This is a genomic window from Paramagnetospirillum magneticum AMB-1 (assembly GCF_000009985.1).
Lineage (GTDB): Bacteria > Pseudomonadota > Alphaproteobacteria > Rhodospirillales > Magnetospirillaceae > Phaeospirillum > Phaeospirillum magneticum.
In genome coordinates this window covers 2929485-2949573 of sequence record NC_007626.1, presented here as the reverse complement: position 1 = coordinate 2949573, position 20089 = coordinate 2929485, and the positions used below count along the sequence as shown (strand labels likewise).

The window sequence follows — 20089 nt, the reverse complement described above, 5'->3', positions numbered from 1 at the left end:
ATCATAAGTGTCCCCACCTATTTCGCCAAGGACCGCAGGACCTCATCGACCGCATCCCAGGCCCGTTCCAGCTCGGCGTCGGTGATGCAGTAGGGCGGCAGCAGATAAAGCACGTTGCCCAGCGGCCGCAGCAGCAGGCCGCGCTCGAGAAACGCCGCCTTCAGCTTCGGACCGATGCCCGCCTCGTAGCCCTTGCCGCCGCCGATGACGTCCAGCGCCGCTACCGTGCCGGTCAGCCGGGTATGGGCGACGTTGGAAAGGCCTTTCAGACCGTCCAGGCGCCGGCGATGGATGGCTTCGATCGCTCCGATGCGCTGCTGGCAGGCTGCGGATTCCAGCAGGTCGATGGAGGTTAGGCCGGCGGCGCAGCCCAGGGGATTGGCGGTGTAGGAATGGCCGTGCAGGAAGGCGCGCGACAGATCCTGGCCCAGGAAGGCCTCGAAGATGCCGTCGCGGGCCACGGTCACCGACAGCGGCAGGAAGCCGCCGGTCAAGCCCTTGGACAGGCAGATCAGGTCGGGGGTGATCCCCGCCTTGACGCAGGCGAAAATCTCGCCGGTGCGCCCGAATCCGGTCATCACCTCGTCGAGGATCAGCAGCGACCCGTTGTCGCGCACCTTGGCCTCCAGCTTGCGCAGGAAGTCCGGGCGGCACATGCGCATGCCGCTGGCGCCCTGGATCAGCGGCTCGATGATTACCGCGGCGACATGGTCGGGGTTGGCGGCGAAGAGCAGGTCAAGGGCGTCCAGCGCCGCCTGCTCCTTGTCCTCCACGGTCTCGTCGCCGTTCCAGGTGGCGGGGAAGGGAACGGTCTCCACCGGAAACAGCATTTCCTTCCAGGCGCCGAAATAGCCCGAGGAATGACCGGCCGACATGGCGCCCGCCGTGTCGCCGTGATAGCCGCCCTCGAAGGCGATATAGGTGGAGCGGTGCTGTCCGTGGTTGCGCCAGTACTGGTGCGCCAGCTTCAGCGCCACTTCCACGGCGGTGGAGCCATCGTCGGAATAGAACACCCGGTTCAGGTCGCCGGGCAGGCGCTTGCACACCCGGTGGGCCAGCCGGGCGGCGGGCTCGTGGGTGAAGTCGGCGAAGATCACCTGTTCCAGCCGTCCGGCCTGATCGGCCACGGCCTGGGCGATGGCCGGGTTGGCGTGGCCGTGCAGGTTGACCCACCACGACGATACCAGATCGAGATATTCGCGCCCGTCGGCGGCGTAGATGGTGCTTCCCCGGGCGCCCAGGGCCAGGATCGCCGGCTGGGCGGTCCCGGCCTGGGTGAAGGGATGCCAGACATGGCGGGCGTCCAGCGCCCGAAGCTCATCATAGGACAGGGTCATGGGTCACCCGGACAGGTAAAGGTGGGCGGAGGCAGGCCGGCAATGGTGGCGGCGGTGACGGCGGGCAGCGGCTGGATCTCGGCCAGGACCCGCACCCCGCCGAAATGCTCGATGGCTTGACGGTTGGCCGGGTTCTTCTGGCCGTTCATCACCACGCCCAGCAGCGGGACCCGGCGGCGGCGCAGCATTTCCAGCGTCATCAGGGTGTGGTTGATGGTCCCCAGGCCCGAGCGCGCCACCACCACGGCGGGCAGGGACAGGCGCTCCATCAGGTCGATCATCAGGGCGACCTCGTTGATGGGGACCATGATGCCGCCGGCGCCCTCGACCACCAGGGGGCGGTCGGTGACGGGCGGCACCAGGGATGACAGGTCGATGCGGGTCTTCTCCCGCCGCGCCGCTTCGTGGGGAGATAGCGGGGCGGGCAGCACCACGGCGGAAGGGTGGATGCGGGCGGCGGGGGCGAGGCGCGCCACGGACTCGAAATCCGTGCCCTCGGTCGAGCCGGTCTGGATGGGCTTCCAGTAATCGGCCCGCCAGTGCTGGGCCAGCCAGGCGGAGACCATGGTCTTGCCCACATCGGTGTCGGTGCCGGTGACGAACACCCCCCTCATGGGCGGTAATCCAGCAGCAGAATGTCCCAGGTCATGGCGCAGGGGCTCCCCAGGGAGGTGATTATGCGCCTGACCTGTCCCGGCGACAACGGGCGGTGACCGGGCTTGGGGGTCTGGGCGCCCAGCGCTTCCAGGCAGAGCAGGAAGTTGCGGGCATCCTTGTAGGAAAGGGTGAGCGGCAGGCGTTCCACCCGGGCGCCGGGCAGCATGGCGGCCAGATCGGCGGCCTCGGGATAGTCGGGGATACCGGAGTCCAGGCCCAGGGTCCGGTGGGCGTCCTTCCATTGGACGAAGGTGCCCGCGCCCAAGGTGGTGAGCAGCAGCCTCCCCCCGGGGGCCAGAAGTCCTGCCAGACGGCCCAGGGTGGCGGGCAGGTCGGTGAACCATTGCGCCGCCAGGGACGAGGCGATCAGGTCGAAGGGCCCGGCCACGCCGGGCGCCTCGGCATCCATCACGGCGAAGGAAAGGGCGGGCAGGGCGGCGCTGGCCGCCTGGACCATGGCGGGGCTGAGATCGGTAGCCAGAATCCGTGACCCGGCGGGCAGGGCGGCGGCCAGCCGGCGGGTCAGCAGGCCGGTGCCGCATCCCAGTTCCAGCGCCCTGATGGGGGTGGGGATCGGCCCCAGCCGCTCCACCAGGGAATCGGCGGCCCAGACCTGGGCGCGGGCAGCGGACTCATAGGTCCCGGCGGCGGCCGAGAAGGCCTTGGTGATGGTCTGCTTGCGGCTCATGCCTCCAGCCTCGCGGCGAAGAGCCGCACCTGCGACGCCACCCAGTCGGGATGGGTCAGCGGCAGCAGATGCCCTGCGCCCTCGACCAGGACCAGGGTCTCCGGGGCATAGCTGGCCAGACTCATGGCCTGGGGCACGATGGGATCGTTGGTCCCGGCCAGGGCCTGTACTGGGCAGGGCAGCATCCTGAGCGCGGTGCGCTCGTCGCACTGGCCCAGCCAGGCCAGGCTCTGCTTCAGCGGCTCGGGCGCGATGGCGGAGGTGTCGGGGGAGTCGATGCCGCAGCGGCCGAGGAAGTCGGCGGTGACCTGCTGGGGCGCCTCGTCGAAGCGGGTCAGCATGCGTTCGACCAGACGGGGCGGCACCCCGTCCACGAAGGTGGGCGAGCGGGTGAAGCGGGGAAAGGCGTTGACCGCCAGCAACCCCGCCCAGGGCCGGGGAATATTGGCCAGCGCCCAGGCCAGCCCCATGGAATGGGCGAGGACCAGCGGCCTCGGCACCTTGGGACGCTTGGGGGCGCCGTAAAAGCCCATGTCGACGCAATCGCCGCGAAAATCGGGCAGGCGCTCCAGCACCGGCATCCAGAATCCGGCGTCGAAGCCCCAGCCATGCACAGCCAGCACGGGCGGCGTCACGGGGTGGCCTCCACGGCGTCCAGGATGGCGGCCAGCAGCCGGTCGAGATCGGCATCGGAATGGACCGCCGACAGGGCGAAGCGGATGCGGCTGGTGCCGGGCGGCACGGTGGGCGGGCGGATGGCGATGCCCAGAATGCCCCGGTCCTCCAGCGCCTTGGCTACCGCCAGGGTGCGGCCCTCGTCGCCCAGGATGAGGGGCACGATCTGGCTGGCCGAGGGGCCGGTATCCAGCCCCGCCGCCCGCAGCCCGTCGCGCAGGCGCCGGCCCATCATCTGCAGCCGGGTGCGCTCGCCCTCCAGGCGCGGCACCAGATCCAGGGCGGCGTCGATGGCGCCCAGCACGGCCGGCGGCAGGCCGGTGGCGTAGATCAGCCCCGAGGCCCGGTTGATCAGGTAGTGGCGTAGCCGGGCGGAACAGGCCACATAGGCCCCGAAACTGCCCAGACCCTTGGAGAAGGTGCCCATGGCCAGCTCGGCGCCCATGCCCGGCGACAGGCCAAAGCCGTTGGCCCCCAGGACGCCGGTGGCATGGGCCTCGTCCACATAAAGGAAGGCGTCCCAGCGGCTGGCCAGTGCCGCCAGGGCGGCCATGTCGGTGACATCGCCATCCATGGAGAACACCGTCTCGGTGACGATGAAGCGCGGCCCTTCCTTATCGGCATGGGCTTTCAGCAGGCTTTCCAGGTGGTCGAGGTCATCGTGGCGGTAGCGATAGCGCCGCGCCCCGGACAGTTCCAGTCCCGCATGCAGGCTGGCATGGATAAGCTTGTCGGCGAAGACCAGGGGCTCGGCGCCCCACAAGGCCTTGTCCAGCAGGGCGGGCAGCACCGAGGCGTTGCATTGCCAGCCGCTGGCCAGGATCAGGGCGGCTTCGGTTTGCTTGCACCGGGCGATCTTGGCCTCCAGCGCCTCCATGGCGGCCAGATGGCCGGTGACCAGCCGCGAGGCGCCCGAGCCGGCGCCATACTCGTTCAGCCAGCGCCGCGACCGCTCCACCACCTCCGGATGGCGCGACAGACCGAGATAGTCGTTGGAGGAGAAGTTGACCAGTTCCCGCCCGCCCACGCGGACCCGTCCGGCCGGCAGGGGGTCGACCGGGCGCAGGACCCGCTTGCGACCGGCCTGGTCCAGGCCGTCGAGGAAGCGTCCGATGCTGTCATCCAAGCCCTTCATCACCGCGACTTGATAGAGGGTTTTTCCCAGGGCCTCAATTCCAATCTGGCGGCGTGGAAAATTCCGCCGGGCGCCGGAGGCCGGATGGCGCTATGGTGGCCCGGCAGAGGAATAGGCCCATGTCCCACACCCCATCACCCGAATCGGTCCGTATCGTCCAGTTTCCCGAGACCCGGGTGGCGGTGATGACCCATCGCGGCGATCCCGCCCGGATCGGCGAAACCATCCGCCGCTTCATCGACTGGCGCAAGGCCCATGGCCTGCCGCCGCGCACTCACGCCACCTTCAATATCTTGCATGGTGCCCCGGACCAGGGGGCGCCCGGGGATTTCCGCCTGGATCTGTGCGTCGCCACCGACCGGGCGGTGACCGAGGACGGCTCCGGGGTGGTGGCGGGGCTTCTGGCCGGCGGGCGCTGCGCCGTCCTGCGCCATGTGGGTCCGGACGACGCGCTGGGGGCGGCCTTCGCCTGCCTCTACGGCCAGTGGCTGCCCGACAGCGGCGAGGAATTGCGCGGTGATCCGCCCTTTCTCCAGCGGGTGGCGTTCTTTCCCGATGTGCCCGAGCACGAGGCGGTGGTTGATATCTTTCTCCCGCTGCGCCCGAGCAACCAGCCCCAGGTCTGACGCAGGTCGCTCCAGCGGCCATTGAGGCCGCGGCCAAGGGTGCCGCAGGCACCCGCCCGGCGAGGGGCAAACATGAATCTGCGCCCTGTCTGGCGCAGGATGACCTGGACGGGTTTTCGCTCCTGTTGCAAAGGGCGCATGGGGAGGACTACATTGCGGCCCCCGCGAGGCATCAAACGAGGACAATGCGGTGACGGCTCAGGCAGCTTTGGCGACAGCGGCGAATGACGGCGAACTCCGGCACGACTGGAGCGCCGAGGAGATCGAGGCGCTGTTCGCGCTTCCCTTCAACGATCTGATGTTCGAGGCCCAGAAGGTCCACCGCGCCCATTTCGACGCCAACCGCGTCCAGGTGTCGCGGCTGATCTCCATCAAGACCGGCTCGTGCCCCGAGGATTGCTCCTATTGCCCCCAAAGCGCCCATTACGCCACGGGCCTGGAAAAAGAAAAGCTCCTGGCCGTGGAGGAGGTGGTCGAATCCGCCCGTCAGGCCAAGGAGGAGGGCGCCTCGCGCTTTTGCATGGGCGCCGCCTGGCGCGGCCCCAAGGGTGACGATTTCGAGGTGGCGGTGGCCATGATCGAGGGGGTCAAGGCGCTGGGCATGGAAACCTGCGCCACCTTTGGCCTGCTGGACAAGTGGCAGGCCCAGCGCCTGAAGGAAGCGGGCCTGGACTATTACAACCACAACATCGACACCAGCCCCGAGCACTATTCCGAGGTCATCACCACCCGGACCTTCCAGGATCGCCTGGATACCCTGGACGTGGTGCGCGACGCCGGGCTGCATGTCTGTTCGGGCGGTATCGTCGGCCTGGGCGAGACCCGTACCGACCGGGCCCGCATGATCCAGACCCTGGCCAACATGCCCAAGCACCCCGACAGCGTGCCGATCAACCTGCTGATCCCCATCCAGGGCACGCCGCTGGCCGATGCCGAGCGTCCCGATTCCTTCGACTTCATCCGCACCATCGCCGTGGCGCGCATCACCATGCCGAAATCCTTCGTCCGCCTGTCGGCGGGCCGCGAAGGCATGACCGAGGAGATGCAGGCCCTGTGCTTCCTGGCCGGCGCCAATTCGGTATTCTGCGGCCAGAAGCTGCTGACCGCCAAGAACGCCGCGCCGGGCAAGGACAAGAGCCTGTTCGGCAAGCTGGGCCTTCAGCCCATGTGACGAACGGGGCGGAGGCGCAGGCTTCCGCCCGCCTTCCCGATTTACGGAGATGGCGTTTCGACATCCAACCGATATCGCTTTTGGCTGATTTATCGGCTGTCATAAAAGTGTAACAATTCGCTCTCCATCATGGTCATGGAGGGACGGATGAACCCGCAGCATCTGGAAATCGCTCTCCATCTGGGCAGCGCCTGGGCCGCCGGCAGCCTGGTGGGGGCGGAGCGCAGCTTTCACGGCCGTCCCGCCGGATTTCGCACCCACGCCCTGGTCTGCGTCGCCTCCGCCTTGCTGATGCTGGTGACCGTCTACCAATGGGAATGGCTGGGCGTGGTGCCCCTGGAGACGGTGCGCACCGATCCCACCCGCATGGCCCAGGGCATCATGACCGGCATCGGCTTCCTGGGGGCTGGGGTGATCTTCAAGGAAGGGCTGACGGTGCGTGGCCTGACCACCGCCGCCTCCATCTGGATGACCGCCGCCTTGGGAATTCTGTTCGGGATCGGGTTCTACTATCCGGCGTTGCTGGCTACGGGAGTGACGGTGGCGACCCTGGCGCTGTTCCGCATGGTGGAATACCGCATGCCGTCGCAGTTCTACGCCCACCACCTGCTGCGCTTTGCCCGCGACAGGGCCATGCCCGAGGGTGAATTGCGCGGCCTGATCCAAGGCCACGGCTTCACCATCTCCAACATGAGTTACCGCCTGTGCGAGGGCGGCGACGTGTTCGAATACAAAATGGTGATCCGCACCGCCGACCGCGACAACGTCGAACGGCTGGTGGAAGGATTGCGCGGGCTGGCCGACGTGCTGGAGTTCCGGGTCTCGCCCACCGGGGATTGATTGGAGACCGACGGGCCCCCACCCCGACCCTCCCCCAGCAAAGCCGGGGGAGGGGGAATAGGGTTGGGGAGGGAGCCTTTACGCCTTGGGCCGCTTGTCGATGACGCGCCGGGCCTTGCCCATGGAGCGCTCGATGGAGTTGGGCGCCAGGACGTTCACCTTGGTGCTGATGCCGATATAGGACTTGATGTGGTGCTGCAGGTCCTTGGACGCGGCCTCCAGGGCGCTGTCGTCATAGGGCTGGTCGGCCCGCACCTCCACATTGACCGCCACTGAATCCAGATGGCCGTCGCGGGTGACTTCCAACTGGTAATGGGGGGCGAGGCGGTAATCCTTGAGGATCAGTTCCTCGATCTGGGTCGGGAAGACGTTGACGCCGCGGATGATCAGCATGTCGTCCGAGCGGCCGGTAATCTTGCCCATGCGCCGCATGCTGCGCGCCGTGCCCGGCAGAAGCTGGGTGAGGTCGCGGGTGCGGTAGCGGATGATGGGCAGTGCCTCCTTGGTCAGGCTGGTGAACACCAGCTCGCCCATGGAGCCGTCGGGCAGGACCTCGCCCGTATGGGGATCGATGATCTCGGGATAGAAGTGGTCTTCCCACAGATGCAGGCCATCCTTGGTCTCGACGCATTCGCAGGCGACGCCGGGGCCGATCACTTCCGACAGGCCGTAGATGTCCACCGCCTCGATGCCCATGCGGACCTCGATTTCCTCGCGCATGGCTCCGGTCCAGGGCTCGGCGCCGAAAATGCCCACCTGCAGCGGACAGGTCTTGGTGTCGATGCCCTGGCGGTCCATCTCATCGGCGATGGCCAGCATGTAGCTGGGGGTGACCATGATGATCTCGGGCTTGAAGTCCATGATCAGCTGGATCTGCTTTTCCGTCTGGCCGCCCGACATGGGGATGACGGTGCAGCCCAGGCGTTCGGCGCCGTAATGGGCGCCCAGTCCGCCGGTGAACAGGCCATAGCCGTAGGAGACGTGGCACTTGTCCGAGCGGCGCCCGCCGGCGGCGCGGATGGACCGCGCCATCACGTTCGCCCACATGTCGATGTCGTTCTGGGTATAGCCGACCACGGTGGGCTTGCCGGTGGTGCCCGAACTGGCGTGGACGCGGACCACCTCATCCATGGGCACGGCGAACATGCCGAAGGGATAGGTGTCGCGCAGATCGGACTTGGTGGTGAAGGGGAACTTGGCCAGATCCTTCAATTCCTTGAAGTCGTCGGGGTGGACGCCCTTTTCCCGGCACTTGTTCCGGTAGTGCTCGACATTGTTGTAGGCATGGGTCAGGGACCATTTCATGCGCTCGGTCTGCAAAGCGGTGATCTGGTCGCGGCTGGCGATCTCGATGGGGTCGAGCAGGTCTTTCGCCGGCGGAACCCGGCGATGCGCGGTCTTAGACATAAACATCCTCCCGAAGCGGCGGGACCCTCTGTCGGGGTCTCCGCCAGGACAGTTACAGGTTAAACTCTCTCAATGGCCATGGCGATGCCTTGGCCGACGCCGATGCACATGGTGGACAGCGCCCGGCGGCCGCCGGTCTGGGCCAGTTGCAGGGCGGCGGTGCCGACGATGCGGGCGCCGCTCATGCCCAGCGGATGACCCAGCGCGATGGCGCCGCCGTTGGGGTTGACCCGCTGGTCGTCATCGGCCAGACCCAGCTGGCGGGTACAGGCCAGGGCCTGGGCGGCGAAGGCCTCGTTGAACTCCATGACGTCGAGATCGGCCATGGTCAGGCCCAGACGGGCCAGCAGCTTTTGGGTGGCCGGCACCGGGCCGATGCCCATGATGCGCGGCTCGACCCCGGCGGTGGCCATGCCCAGGATGCGGGCGATGGGGGTGAGGCCGTGGGCCTTGGCGGCGGCGGGCGAGGCGATCAGCAGGGCCGCGGCGCCGTCATTGACGCCCGATGCGTTGCCCGCGGTGATGGAGCCGCCGGCGCGGAAGGGCGCCTTCAGCTTGGCCAGGGCTTCGACGGTGGTCTCGCGCGGGTGCTCGTCATGGCTCACCACCACGGGATCGCCCTTGCGGGCCGGCAGGGTGACCGGCGAGATTTCCTGGGCGAAGCGGCCGTTCTTCTGCGCCGCCGAGGCCTTGGCCTGGGAGCGGGCCGCGAAGGCGTCCTGATCCTCGCGCGAGATGTTGAACTGCTCGGCCACGTTCTCGGCGGTTTCCGGCATGGAATCGGTGCCGTAGGCTTTCTCCATCAGGGCATTGACGAAGCGCCAGCCGATGGTGGTGTCGTAGAGGCGGGCATCGCGGGAAAAGGCGCTGTCGGCCTTGTTCATGACGAAGGGGGCGCGGCTCATGCTTTCCACGCCGCCGGCGATCATCAGCTCGGCCTCGCCGGTCATGACGGCCCGGGCAGCGTAGCCCACCGCGTCCATGCCCGAGCCGCACAGGCGGTTCAGGGTGGTGCCGCCGATGGAATGGGGCAGTCCGGCCAGCAGCAGGGCCATGCGGGCTACGTTGCGGTTGTCCTCGCCCGCCTGGTTGGCGCAGCCATAGGCCACCTCGTCCACCCGGCTCCAGTCCAGGCCGGCATGGCGGGCCATCAGGGCCTTGATGGGGTGGGCGGCCAGATCGTCGGTGCGCACGCCGGCCAGGCTGCCCGCATAGCGGCCGATGGGGGTGCGGGTGTAGTCGCAGATCAGCGCTTCGGTCATCTATGGGCTTCCTTCGACGATATGGCCTTCGAGAATGCGGCACTGGCCGCGGAACAGGGCGACCACCTCGCCGCTCTGATTGGTGACGGTGCAGTCATAGGTGCCGTTGCGCCCCTTGCGGTGCACTTCGCGGCATTCGGCGGTCAACCGATCGCCCAGCCGGGCCGCCGCCGGATAGGTGATGGTGCAAGACAGGGCGACCGCCGGCCGGTTGTAGGAATTGCAGGCATAGGCGAAGGCGGTGTCGGCCAGGGTATAGGTGATGCCGCCGTGGCCGATGCCGACGCCGTTCAGCATCTGGTCGCTGACGGTCAGGGACATGCGGGCATAGCCGGGACGGATGGCGTCGAGCACGGTGCCCAGCAACCGGGACGCGGTATCGCGCTCGCCGATGGCGGCGCCGACGCGTTCGGCCAGCGCCTGGCGTTGGGTCTCGTCGCTTGCCCTTTGGGGCATCGTGTTTCACTCCCAGGGGTCTAATGCCCAATTTGGTATCGTAATACCGAATTAGACGGGGGTCCGTCAATCGACAGATGGTCCGGCGCGGATTTGGCGTCGCGGCTCAATCTAAAGCATGTACATACAAACCGGGTGGTCATACCCCAAGGGAGTAGTTTCCCTTGCAACGATTCCAGTCCCGCATTACCGTCAGCCAAGGTCCGTGGAAGGGCATAAGGAAGCAGCGGGTGCTTGTTTTGAAAGCCGTCATAAAGAAGGTTCTCGCCGTCGTCTTCTCTGGAATGACGATGTCGGAGATCTTCGACCTGTTTCTGCCCACCCGCCAGTCGGCCTTTGTGCAGCGTCGTCGTTCTCTTCTGATTCTGTCGCGCGTCCGGCTGGTGGCATTGACCTTTGCCGTGCTGACGCCGCTGTGGATCCCCGTCGACCTGGTTATTTTCGAGACGACGCTGGCCATGTACCTGGCGGCACTGCGCGTGATGGCCTCCATTGCCTTCGTGTTGCTGGCTCTGTCCTTCCGCGGTTCGGACAGTGTGGCGGTGGCCCGCTGGGGGCTGGTGTGGCTGCTGACCATTCCCACGGTGTTCTTCCTGATCAGCCATCCGTTGCTGGCGCAATTCGCCATCAATGACCCGGCGCAGCAGGTGATTGCCGCCGGCTACGCCTTCCTGCCGTTCGTCATGGTGGCCGGTCTGTCGGTCTTCCCCATTACCGCGCTGGAAGGGGCTCTGCTGGGGCTGCCGCTGGTCGTGGCCTATTTTCTGACCGGAGTTCTGGGCTATCAGCTGCTGCCGTTCGCCTCCCATCTGGGGGCCCAGTGGCTGCTGCTGCTGCTGGCCATGGTGGCGACGCTGTCGGGCATGAGCCAACTGCACTTCATGAGCCAGCTGGTGGATCAGTCGTCCCATGACGGCTTGACCCGGGCCTATAACCGCCGGGTGGGCGAGGAGATGCTGGTCCAGCAATTCGTCACCGCCGCGCGCTCGAAGATCCCGCTGTCGCTGGCTTTCGTCGATCTGGACAACTTCAAGTCCATCAACGACAAGTACGGACACGAGGAAGGCGACAACGCCCTGCGGATCGCCTCGGCCTCGCTGCGCAAGGTGCTGCGCCGGGGCGACATCCTGATTCGCTGGGGGGGCGAGGAATTCATCGCCGTGATGCCCAACACCGACCCCGCCGGCGCGGCCATCGCCATCGCCCGGCTGCGCTCGGCCGGTCTTGGCATCCGCCCCGACGGGCGGCCGCTGACCGCCTCCATCGGCGTGGCCGAACGGCTGACCGACGGCATCGAGAGTTGGAACGAGCTGGTGGAGCGTGCCGATCACCGCATGTATGCCGCCAAGCAATCGGGCAAGGACCGGGTGATCGGCTGTGGTGACCTGGTACTGGGAGAGACCGTCTCTCAGGCCCTGGCCTGAACGGCCGCTCAGGCCAGCTCGAAAATTCCCTCGATCTCCACCGACGCATCCAGCGGCAGGGCCGGCGCGCCCACCGCGACCCGGGCGTGGCGACCGGCCTCGCCCAACACCTCGACCATCAGGTCGGAGGCGCCGTTGATCACCTTGGGCTGATCGGTGAACGAGGGGGCCGACGCCACAAAGGCGGTCAGCCTGACCAGACGGCGGATGCGCTCCAGGTCCCCTCCGGCACCGGCGCGGGCCTGGGCCAGCAGATTGATGGCGCAAAGCCGCGCCGCCCGGATGCCGTCCTCGACCGTGACGCCGTCACCCAGCTTGCCGGTCACGGCCAGCTTGCCGTTCTCCAGGGGCAATTGCCCGGAGACGAACAGCAGATTGCCGCTGATCACGAAGGGGACGTAATTGGCCACCGCCGCGGGCGGGGTGGGCAGTTCGATGCCCAATTGCTTCAGGCGTTGGCTGATGGGGCCGCTCATTCTCCGCTCCCGGCTGTTGCTGAAGGGACAGCCTAGTGTTCTGCCCCCGAAATTCATACCATGAATTTCGGGGATAGGCAGGCCACTAACCAATTGAATAGTGTGGTGATTCTGAAGCTCGCGTAATCATACAAATTCAGAAACACCACACGGGCCCCTGGTGACCCATCTGTCATCCATGCCTGCGTCGGAGTCATGGGCCCATGCAATTATGGGGATTGTTGCGCCGCACAATAATTCCATATGCTCCCTGAAGTCATTCAAGAGCAGGTGTCCCATGTCCCTTTCCCCCACTGTCCAGCCTTGTGCTCCCGCCCCGGTGTCCGATGGCCGCTCCGTTCTCGGCCTGATCGCCGAACTGGTGGACAGCCGGATCATCGCTCCGCTGGCCCGCCACATGGAGCGGGCGCGGCTGCGGGATGAACTGGTGGAACTGGATCATCGCGAACTGAAGGATATCGGCGTCAGTGACGTCGACAGCTTCGTGGCCGGCTGGCGGCGCTAGCAGGCGGCGGACCGACTCCACTTCGGGGGCTTTTGCCCCCGATCCCCTAATCGGGAAGCACAGCTTCCCGAACCCTTCAGTTTATTAATCCATTGAGATCAATAGAAACTGGAGGTTCGGAGGCTGTGCCTCCGAACGGGTCAGGGCGGGTGCCCGCCGCGAAGCGGGGGTTTCCAGTAGCCACGGTCAGTGGCCCAGCCAGGACTCCACGTCCTGGCGGCGGACGGCTCCGGTGCGGGATTCGCTGGTGCCCGTGGCCGAGACCAGCACGGTCATGGGCAACTCGCCCGCCCAGTTGCGGTCGATTTCGAAGCGCAGCTTTTCGACGAACGAATCGGCGAAGGCCCAGCTCTCTACCTTGTCCAGACCAGCCCGTTTCAGGGTACGCTCAACCTTGGGCCAGTCCTCGGGCGGATCGGTGGAGACCAGGACCACATCCAAGCCCGAGGCCTTAGCCGTGTCGCGCCATTGCGGCAATTCCACCAGGCAAGGGGCACAGGTCAACGACCAGAAGTGAACCGCCACCGGCCGTCCGGCATGGGCCTGCAGAAGGCTTTGCCACGAGCCTCGGGAAAAGGGACGGGGATCGGCCTGGGCTGGCATGGCCGCGACCAGCATCAGCAGCACCGCTGCGACGATCCGTTTCACCAAATTCTCTCCCCGATCATTCCGATACGCTGCCGAATTCTATTGTCGTCGCTTTGACATGGTGTTGACAACGGTCAACGGCGTAACGTTTTGTCACGGTTGATCACGGTGAGGCGACATGGTTCAATTCCCTCCGGCAATGGCGGAGAAGTGTGCATGGTCTTGGGACCGATGAAGAGCGGTATCGTAGCGGCGGCTCTGGTCTGCCTGGCCGGCTCGCCCACGCTTGCCCGCGATCTGGTGATCGGGGTCGAGGCCATTGACTATTCCCCGGTCTACGGTGTCCGCGATGGGCATTTCCAGGGGGCGGCCCGGGAAATCCTTGACGCCTTTGCCGTGGCCAAGGGGCATCGCCTGACCTTCCAGGCCTTGCCGGTCAAGCGGCTCTATGCCGAATTGGGGCGTGGCGGCATCGATCTCAAATTCCCCGATTCGCCGGATTGGGCACCGGCCCTGCGCCAGGGGCGCAGTCCGGTCTTCTCAAAGCCGGTTATTAACTATATCGATGGCACCATCGTCCGCGCCGAGGTCTCGGCCATGGGGGTCGAGGGGATCCATAGTCTGGGGACCATCGCCGGCTTCACCCCCTTTGCCTGGGGGGAGCGGCTTAAATCCGGCGCTGTGGAACTCAAGGAAAACTCATCCTTCGAGCAATTATTGCGGCAGGTGCAGACGCGACGCATCGATGGCGCCTATGGAAATGTGGCGGTGGCCCTCAACACGGCCGATTCCATTCCGGGGATGGCTGGGGGGTTGGCCTTTGCCCCCAACCTTCCGCATGTGGTCGACAGCTATCGCCTGTCCTCGGTTGGTGCGCCGGAACTGGTGGCAGAGTTCGACGACTGGTTGGGCAAAAACGGCAAGCTGGTGGCAGAGATCATTGCCCGCACAGGCGCCGAAAAGGGTATGCACTAGGCCTCACCAACTTTCGTCATAAATTATGGAAAATTGATACGAGTCGTAGGACTCCTCCCGCTTTGTCTGATGATAATATGATCAGGTTAAATTGGGAGCGGGAGGGGGGCCATGACATTTTGCTGGGACGACGTTGCCGTCCTGCTGTCTCACCTGGATGCCGAGGCCAAGGGGCAGGCCGTTGATGGCGACGGAGCCGAGGTGGAAGCCCGGCGCCTGATGAAGCTTTACCCCGGCATGGCCGGCTTATTGGCGCCCATCGCCGAGCGTCACGCCCGACGGCAGGCCGCCTGAGGGTTGTTCGAGTCCCTCCCGTATTTGACCCCAGCCCGCCGGACTGGGGTCGTTTTTTTGGGGGGGGTGGGAGAGGCAGAAACGCCTTTCCAAAGAATTAGGGCTGGCCCCCCGGGGGGAGAGCCAGCCCTTCGTTGCGCGGACCGAGGAGATTAAGTTCGGGTCCGCGCCTCTGTCTGGTTACGAGCAGCCGGTGGTGCCGCCGCAGGTGTCGCACTTCAGGCAGGTGCCGTTGCGCACCAGGGTGAAGTTGCCGCATTCGGGGCAGGCATCGCCTTCATAGCCCTTCATGCGCGCCGTGCGGATCTGTTCGGCGCGGGCGTCGAATTCCTGGATCAGGGCTTCGGCGTTCACCGCCACGCTGACCGCCGATTGGGCGGCGGCCGCGATCTGCATGGAACCGCCCGAGATATCGGCCGACACCGAGGTCGGGCCGCTGGAGCGGGTCATGAACAGCAGGTTGGACGAGCGCACATAACCGCGCGACGCCACCTTCTCGACCACCGCCAATTGCTGGGCGGCGGCGGCGGCGACGGCGCCCTCCGGCAGGCCTTCCTGAGCCCCGCGGCCCACCGTGTCGGGGGTGAGGTCGGCGGGCTCTACATGGGCCAGGTCGTTGCGGCCCAGGTAGGAAATGGCCAGCTCGCGGAAGATGTAGTCCAGGATCGAGGACGACATCTTGATGGTGTCGTTGCCTTCCACCATGCCCGAGGGCTCGAAGCGGGTGAAGGTGAAAGCCTCCACGAACTCCTCCAGGGGCACGCCATACTGCAGGCCCACCGAGATGGCGATGGCGAAGTTGTTCATCATGGCCCGGAAGGCGGCGCCTTCCTTGTGCATGTCGATGAAGATCTCGCCCAGCTTGCCGTCTTCGTACTCGCCGGTGTGGAGATAGACCTTGTGACCGCCGACGATGGCCTTCTGGATGTAGCCCTTGCGGCGGTCGGGCAGCTTGCGCCGCGCCTGCACCTGCTGGATCATCCGCTCGACCATGCGCTCGGCGACGATCTCGGTGCGGCTGGTGGCCGAGGCATCGGCCAACTCGTCGGCCAGTTCGCCGGCATCCTCCAGCAGGGAGGCCTGCAGCGGCTGGCTGAGCTTGGAGCCGTCGCGATAGAGCGCGTTGGCCTTGATCCCCAGGCGCCAGGACAGCATGTAGGCGTTCTTGCAATCCTCGACCGTGGCGTTGTTAGCCATGTTGATGGTCTTGGAGATGGCGCCCGAGATGAAGGGCTGGGCGGCGGCCATCATGCGGATATGGCTGTCCACCGACAGGTAGCGCTTGCCGACGCGGCCGCAAGGCGAGGCGCAATCGAAGACGGGCAGGTGCTCGTCCTTGAGGAAGGGCGCGCCTTCCAGGGTCATGGCGCCGGTGACGTAGGTGTTGGCGGCGTCGATCTGCTCACGCGTGAAGCCCAGCCAGGCCAGCATGTCGAAGGTGTAGTCGTCCAGCTTGTCCTTGGGAATCCCCAGGGTCTCGGTGCAGAACTGCTCGCCGATGCCGTACTTGTTGAACACGAACTTGATGTCGAAGGCGCTTTCCAGCTGGCTCTCGATCTTGTCCAGCATGGCGTCGTCGAAGCCCTTGGCCTTCAGCGTGTCATGGTTGACATGGGGCGCGCCGCGCAGCGACCCGTGACCGACCGCGTAGCGGATGATCTCGGCGATGTCGCCCTCGTTGTAGCCCAGGGTGCGCAGAGCCTCGGGGACCATGCGGTTGATGATCTTGAAATAGCCGCCGCCGGCCAGCTTCTTGAACTTCACCAGGGCGAAGTCGGGCTCGATGCCGGTGGTGTCGCAATCCATCACCAGGCCGATGGTGCCGGTGGGGGCGACCACGGTGGCCTGGGCGTTGCGGAAGCCGTGCTTCTCGCCCTTGGCCAGCGCCTCGTCCCACGCCTGGCGGGACGCGGCCAGCAGGGGGGCGTCGGGGCAATTGGCGGCGTCCAGCGGCACCGGAGTGACCGACAGGCCTTCAAAGCCGGTGCCCATGCCGTGGGCGGCGCGGCGGTGGTTGCGGATGACCCGCATCATGGCGGCGCGGTTCTTCTCGAAGCCCTCGAAGGCCCCCAGCTCCTCGGCCATGTCGGCCGAGGTGGCATAGGCTTCGCCGGTCATCAGGGCGGTGATCGCCCCGGTCAGCGCCCGGCCCTTGTCGCTGTCATAGGGAATGCCCGACGCCATCAGCAGGCCGCCCACATTGGCGTAGCCGAGGCCCAGGGTGCGGAACTCATAGGACAGTTCGGCGATCTTGGGCGAGGGGAACTGGGCCATCAGCACCGAGATTTCCAGCACCATGGTCCACAGCCGGCAGGCGTGGCGGAAGCCGTCCACGTCGAACGAGCCATCCTCGTTCCTGAAGCACAGCAGGTTGAGCGACGCCAGATTGCAGGCGGTGTCGTCCAGGAACATGTATTCCGAGCAGGGATTCGAGGCGTTGATGCGCCCCGATTCCGGGCAGGTGTGCCACTCGTTGATGGTGGTATCGAACTGGATGCCCGGATCGGCGCAGGCCCAGGCGGCTTCGCCGATCTGCTCCCACAGGTCGCGGGCCTTCAGGGTCTTGGCGGCCTTGGCCGAATTGCGGTGCTTCAGGTTCCAGTCGGCATCGTGCAGGACGGCATTGAGGAAGCCGTTGTCGACGCGCACCGAATTGTTGGAGTTCTGGCCCGAGACGGTGAGATAGGCCTCGGAATCCCAGTCGGTGTCCAGCACCGGGAAATCGATCTGGGTATAGCCCTGGCGCGCGAACTGGATGACGCGCTGGATGTAGTTTTCCGGAATCTCCGACTTGCGGCCGGCGATGATGGCCTTCTTGAGGCGGGTGTTGATCTTGGGGTCGAAGCGGGCTTCGCCGTCCTGGCCGTCCCACTCGCGGCAGGCGGCCATCACTTCGGTCAGGTGACGGGCGGCGAGGCGCGAGCCGGCCACCAGGGCGGCCACCTTCTGCTCTTCGCGCACCTTCCAGGAGATGAACTTCTCGATGTCGGGATGGTCCACGTCGACCACCACCATCTTGGCGGCGCGCCGGGTGGTGCCGCCCGACTTGATGGCGCCGGCGGCGCGGTCGCCGATCTTGAGGAAGCTCATCAGGCCCGACGAACGGCCGCCGCCCGACAGCTTCTCGCCCTCGCCCCGCAGGCGGGAGAAGTTGGTGCCGGTGCCCGAGCCGTACTTGAACAGGCGGGCCTCGCGCACCCACAGGTCCATGATGCCGCCCTCGTTCACCAGGTCATCCTCGATGGACTGGATGAAGCAGGCATGGGGCTGGGGGTGCTCGTAGGCGGACTTGGAGCGGACCAGCTTGCCGGTCTTGAAGTCCACATAGGAATGGCCCTGGCCGGGGCCGTCGATGCCATAGGCCCAGTGCAGGCCGGTATTGAACCATTGCGGCGAGTTGGGGGCGCCCATCTGGCGGGCCAGCATGCAGGCCATCTCGTCGCGGAAGGCCAGGGCGTCGTCCTCGGCGTTGAAATAGCCGCCCTTCCAGCCCCAATAGGTCCAGGTGCCGGCCAGACGGTCGAACACCTGCTTGGCGCTCTTCTCGCCGACGATACGCTCTTTCTCAGGCAGCTTGGACAGCGCCTCGGAATCGGGCTCGTGGCGGCACAGCCAATCGGGCACGCCCTTCTCGGCGACGCGCTTCAGCTTGGCGGGCACGCCGGCCTTGCGGAAGTACTTTTGGGCCAGGACGTCGCAGGCCACCTGCGACCAGTCGGCGGGGACCTCGATATCGGCGGCGGAGAACACCACCGAACCGTCAGGGTTGCGGATCTCGCTGGTCGCCTTGCGGAACTGGATTCCATCATAGGCGGTTTCGCCGGACTTGGTGTAGTGACGCTGGACGCGCATTTTAGCCCCTCTGCTCCCTGGACGATCCTGCCGAAACGGACACAAGAACAGTGGTCGGCGCTCCATTGCGGGCGCATCCCCCCAATTCCCGTGTCGCCCACAATATCTAGTGGCTTTCCCTCGACAGAGACGCAGCCTATGTCACCGGGCTCCGTTGCGTCAACGATTCTTTACCAAGCATTCACATCATATTGTGTTTGAAATCGACGAAACTTGGCACCGGTAGTGTTGCTGATGGCTGGAATCCGCCGATTTCGCCGGGGCGGGCGGGAAACGTGCAACCCCTCTGGACGGGGAGGGGGGGATTTGCCTATAGTCCGCCCGACATTTGTTTCGCGAGGATCGAGATGGCGACGCTGGGCACCCTGCTTTTCACCTGGGCCAAGGGCAAGCTGGTTGGAACCGATGCCGAGGGCAACCGCTATTATACCGAACGCTCCGAGGCCAAGGGCCGCCGGACCCGGCGCTGGGTGATCTATAAGGGCAAGGCCGAGGCTTCGCGCGTCGCCCCCGAATGGCACGCCTGGCTGCACTATACCTCGGACAAGCCGCTGACCGACGTGGTCCGCCAGTCCTGGCAGAAGCCGCACCAGCCCAACAAGACCGGCTCGGCCGAAGCCTATCTGCCGCCGGGACACGATCTGGCCGGCGGCCAGCGTGACCGCGCCACCGGCGATTACGAGGCGTGGCAGCCCTGATCGGCTCCGACGGGGGGATGGGGGCATGGTCAGCCGCATAGATCGCGATACCGTGACGGGCGGCGCCGTCATGCTGGTCGGCGCCCTGCTGCTGATGCTGGCCTTTGCGGTCGGCGGCAAGAGCGCGGACAGTGGCGACGGCTATGCGCTCAAGGCCCGCTTCAACCGCGCCGACGGCATCAACGTGGGCAGTGCCGTGCGCCTGTCGGGCACCGTGGTCGGCAAGGTGGTGGAGCAGAGCCTGGACGAGCGCTATCGCGCCGTCCTGACCTTGCAACTGCGCAAGGACATCCAGTTGACCCTGGACACGGCGGCGGTGATCTATACCGACGGCCTGCTGGGCGCCAAATTCATCGAACTCAAGCCCGGCGGCGACGACCAGATGCTGAAGGCCGGGGCCGAAATTCAATATACCCAGGATGCGGTGGTCATCGAGGACCTGCTGGACATGATCATCCAGCAGGGTCGCGCCAAGCGCGGCTATCTCGACAAGCCTCTGCCCTCCACCACCAATTGAGCAGGTAGGCCATGGGACGGAATCTGATCGAAACCATCATGGGTGCCGTGGTTCTGGCGGTGGCGGGCTTCTTCCTGGTCTTCGCCTATACCCACGCGAACCTCAAGAAGATCGAGGGCTACGAGATCACCGGCACCTTCGCCAGCGTCGGCGGCCTCGACACCGGCGCCGATGTGAAGATCAACGGCATCAAGGTGGGCACCGTGGCGGCCCAGACCCTGGACCCGGTGACCTATGACGCGGTGGTGAAGCTGTCCATCGCCCACGGCATCAGCCTGCCCAGCGATACGGTGGCCAGCGTGTCGTCCGAGGGGCTGCTGGGCGGCAAGTTCATCAAGCTGACCCCCGGCAAGTCCACCTCGATGATCGCCGCCGGGGGAGCCCTGGGGCCGTCCAAGAACTTCAAGTCCATCGAGGAGATGGTGGGGCAGTTGATCTTCCTGGCCACCACCGATAATCAACCGTCCGCGCCGCCGTCACCCGCCGCTCCCCGGGATTAGGGCTGG

At 66.1% G+C, this 20089-nt stretch carries 21 protein-coding genes; 10 read left to right on the top strand and 11 right to left on the bottom strand.

The window, feature by feature from the left end; genetic code table 11:
• Positions 1-17: 17 nt before the first annotated feature.
• Genes bioA through bioF form a run of 5 tightly spaced genes read right to left on the bottom strand, consistent with a single transcriptional unit; the run spans position 18 to position 4492 of the window.
• Positions 18-1337 (bottom strand): adenosylmethionine--8-amino-7-oxononanoate transaminase, encoded by a 1320-nt coding sequence (gene bioA / locus AMB_RS13895; RefSeq protein WP_011385142.1) that lies wholly within the window; start codon positions 1335-1337, stop codon positions 18-20.
• The gene (bioD, locus tag AMB_RS13890; protein ID WP_011385141.1) at positions 1334-1951 is read right to left on the bottom strand and encodes a dethiobiotin synthase; all 618 of its coding nucleotides are present in this window, start codon (positions 1949-1951) and stop codon (positions 1334-1336) included. The genes bioA and bioD overlap by 4 nt, the downstream gene beginning before the upstream one ends.
• A complete protein-coding gene (locus AMB_RS13885) occupies positions 1948-2682 on the bottom strand; it encodes a methyltransferase (protein ID WP_011385140.1) in 735 nt (244 codons plus the stop codon). Before AMB_RS13885 ends, bioD begins: the two co-directional genes overlap by 4 nt.
• Positions 2679-3317: an alpha/beta fold hydrolase gene (locus AMB_RS13880; protein ID WP_011385139.1), complete on the bottom strand. Its 639-nt coding sequence runs from the start codon at positions 3315-3317 to the stop codon at positions 2679-2681. Before AMB_RS13880 ends, AMB_RS13885 begins: the two co-directional genes overlap by 4 nt.
• A complete protein-coding gene (gene bioF / locus AMB_RS13875) occupies positions 3314-4492 on the bottom strand; it encodes an 8-amino-7-oxononanoate synthase (RefSeq protein ID WP_011385138.1) in 1179 nt (392 codons plus the stop codon). The genes AMB_RS13880 and bioF overlap by 4 nt, the downstream gene beginning before the upstream one ends.
• A 119-nt stretch (positions 4493-4611) precedes the next feature.
• Between bioF and AMB_RS13870 the strand changes: the two genes are divergently transcribed.
• The 3 genes from AMB_RS13870 (at position 4612) to AMB_RS13860 (ending at position 7129) form a co-directional block, all read left to right on the top strand.
• Positions 4612-5118 carry an AraC family transcriptional regulator gene (locus AMB_RS13870; RefSeq protein WP_043744583.1) on the top strand — a complete coding sequence of 169 codons (507 nt, stop codon included), beginning with the start codon at positions 4612-4614 and terminating at the stop codon, positions 5116-5118.
• Positions 5119-5308: 190 nt separating this feature from the next.
• Positions 5309-6289 (top strand): biotin synthase BioB, encoded by a 981-nt coding sequence (gene bioB, locus AMB_RS13865; RefSeq protein ID WP_011385136.1) that lies wholly within the window; start codon positions 5309-5311, stop codon positions 6287-6289.
• 147 nt (positions 6290-6436) lie between these two features.
• The gene (locus AMB_RS13860; RefSeq protein WP_043744579.1) at positions 6437-7129 is read left to right on the top strand and encodes an MgtC/SapB family protein; all 693 of its coding nucleotides are present in this window, start codon (positions 6437-6439) and stop codon (positions 7127-7129) included.
• A gap of 78 nt (positions 7130-7207) precedes the next feature.
• On the opposite strand, the gene paaK is transcribed toward AMB_RS13860, so the two are convergent.
• Genes paaK through paaI form a run of 3 tightly spaced genes read right to left on the bottom strand, consistent with a single transcriptional unit; the run spans position 7208 to position 10254 of the window.
• Positions 7208-8536, bottom strand: coding sequence for a phenylacetate--CoA ligase PaaK (gene paaK, locus AMB_RS13855; RefSeq protein ID WP_011385134.1), 1329 nt, complete (start codon positions 8534-8536; stop codon positions 7208-7210).
• Between the two features lie 59 nt (positions 8537-8595).
• Complete coding sequence (pcaF, locus tag AMB_RS13850; protein ID WP_011385133.1) at positions 8596-9798, bottom strand: 3-oxoadipyl-CoA thiolase; 1203 nt, start codon at positions 9796-9798, stop codon at positions 8596-8598.
• The gene (gene paaI / locus AMB_RS13845) at positions 9799-10254 is read right to left on the bottom strand and encodes a hydroxyphenylacetyl-CoA thioesterase PaaI (RefSeq protein WP_011385132.1); all 456 of its coding nucleotides are present in this window, start codon (positions 10252-10254) and stop codon (positions 9799-9801) included.
• A 290-nt stretch (positions 10255-10544) separates the two neighbouring features.
• On the opposite strand from paaI, the gene AMB_RS13840 reads away from it, so the two are divergent.
• Positions 10545-11678 (top strand): GGDEF domain-containing protein, encoded by a 1134-nt coding sequence (locus tag AMB_RS13840; protein ID WP_231848847.1) that lies wholly within the window; start codon positions 10545-10547, stop codon positions 11676-11678.
• Positions 11679-11686: 8 nt separating this feature from the next.
• On the opposite strand, the gene AMB_RS13835 is transcribed toward AMB_RS13840, so the two are convergent.
• Positions 11687-12154: a RidA family protein gene (locus tag AMB_RS13835; protein ID WP_011385130.1), complete on the bottom strand. Its 468-nt coding sequence runs from the start codon at positions 12152-12154 to the stop codon at positions 11687-11689.
• Between the two features lie 277 nt (positions 12155-12431).
• Between AMB_RS13835 and AMB_RS13830 the strand changes: the two genes are divergently transcribed.
• Positions 12432-12659, top strand: coding sequence for a DUF1127 domain-containing protein (locus AMB_RS13830; RefSeq protein WP_043744575.1), 228 nt, complete (start codon positions 12432-12434; stop codon positions 12657-12659).
• Between the two features lie 186 nt (positions 12660-12845).
• Here the strand turns inward: AMB_RS13830 and AMB_RS13825 are convergent, their stop codons facing one another.
• The gene (locus AMB_RS13825; RefSeq protein WP_231848846.1) at positions 12846-13307 is read right to left on the bottom strand and encodes a TlpA disulfide reductase family protein; all 462 of its coding nucleotides are present in this window, start codon (positions 13305-13307) and stop codon (positions 12846-12848) included.
• A gap of 156 nt (positions 13308-13463) precedes the next feature.
• Here AMB_RS13825 and AMB_RS13820 point away from each other — a divergent pair, with 156 nt between their 5' ends.
• Positions 13464-14222 carry a hypothetical protein gene (locus AMB_RS13820; protein ID WP_148207411.1) on the top strand — a complete coding sequence of 253 codons (759 nt, stop codon included), beginning with the start codon at positions 13464-13466 and terminating at the stop codon, positions 14220-14222.
• Positions 14223-14333: 111 nt separating this feature from the next.
• Entirely contained in the window at positions 14334-14516 is a 183-nt protein-coding gene (locus tag AMB_RS13815; protein WP_011385126.1) for a hypothetical protein, read from the top strand.
• Positions 14517-14696: 180 nt separating this feature from the next.
• On the opposite strand, the gene AMB_RS13810 is transcribed toward AMB_RS13815, so the two are convergent.
• Positions 14697-18368 (bottom strand): vitamin B12-dependent ribonucleotide reductase, encoded by a 3672-nt coding sequence (locus AMB_RS13810; protein WP_043744572.1) that lies wholly within the window; start codon positions 18366-18368, stop codon positions 14697-14699.
• A gap of 347 nt (positions 18369-18715) precedes the next feature.
• On the opposite strand from AMB_RS13810, the gene AMB_RS13805 reads away from it, so the two are divergent.
• From AMB_RS13805 to AMB_RS13795, 3 genes are read left to right on the top strand one after another with little or no spacing between them, the layout of a single operon-like run.
• A complete protein-coding gene (locus tag AMB_RS13805; protein WP_043744569.1) occupies positions 18716-19066 on the top strand; it encodes an NADH:ubiquinone oxidoreductase subunit NDUFA12 in 351 nt (116 codons plus the stop codon).
• A gap of 25 nt (positions 19067-19091) precedes the next feature.
• Positions 19092-19583: an outer membrane lipid asymmetry maintenance protein MlaD gene (locus tag AMB_RS13800; RefSeq protein WP_043744566.1), complete on the top strand. Its 492-nt coding sequence runs from the start codon at positions 19092-19094 to the stop codon at positions 19581-19583.
• Positions 19584-19594: 11 nt separating this feature from the next.
• Entirely contained in the window at positions 19595-20083 is a 489-nt protein-coding gene (locus tag AMB_RS13795; protein ID WP_011385122.1) for an MlaD family protein, read from the top strand.
• Positions 20084-20089 lie beyond the last annotated feature (6 nt).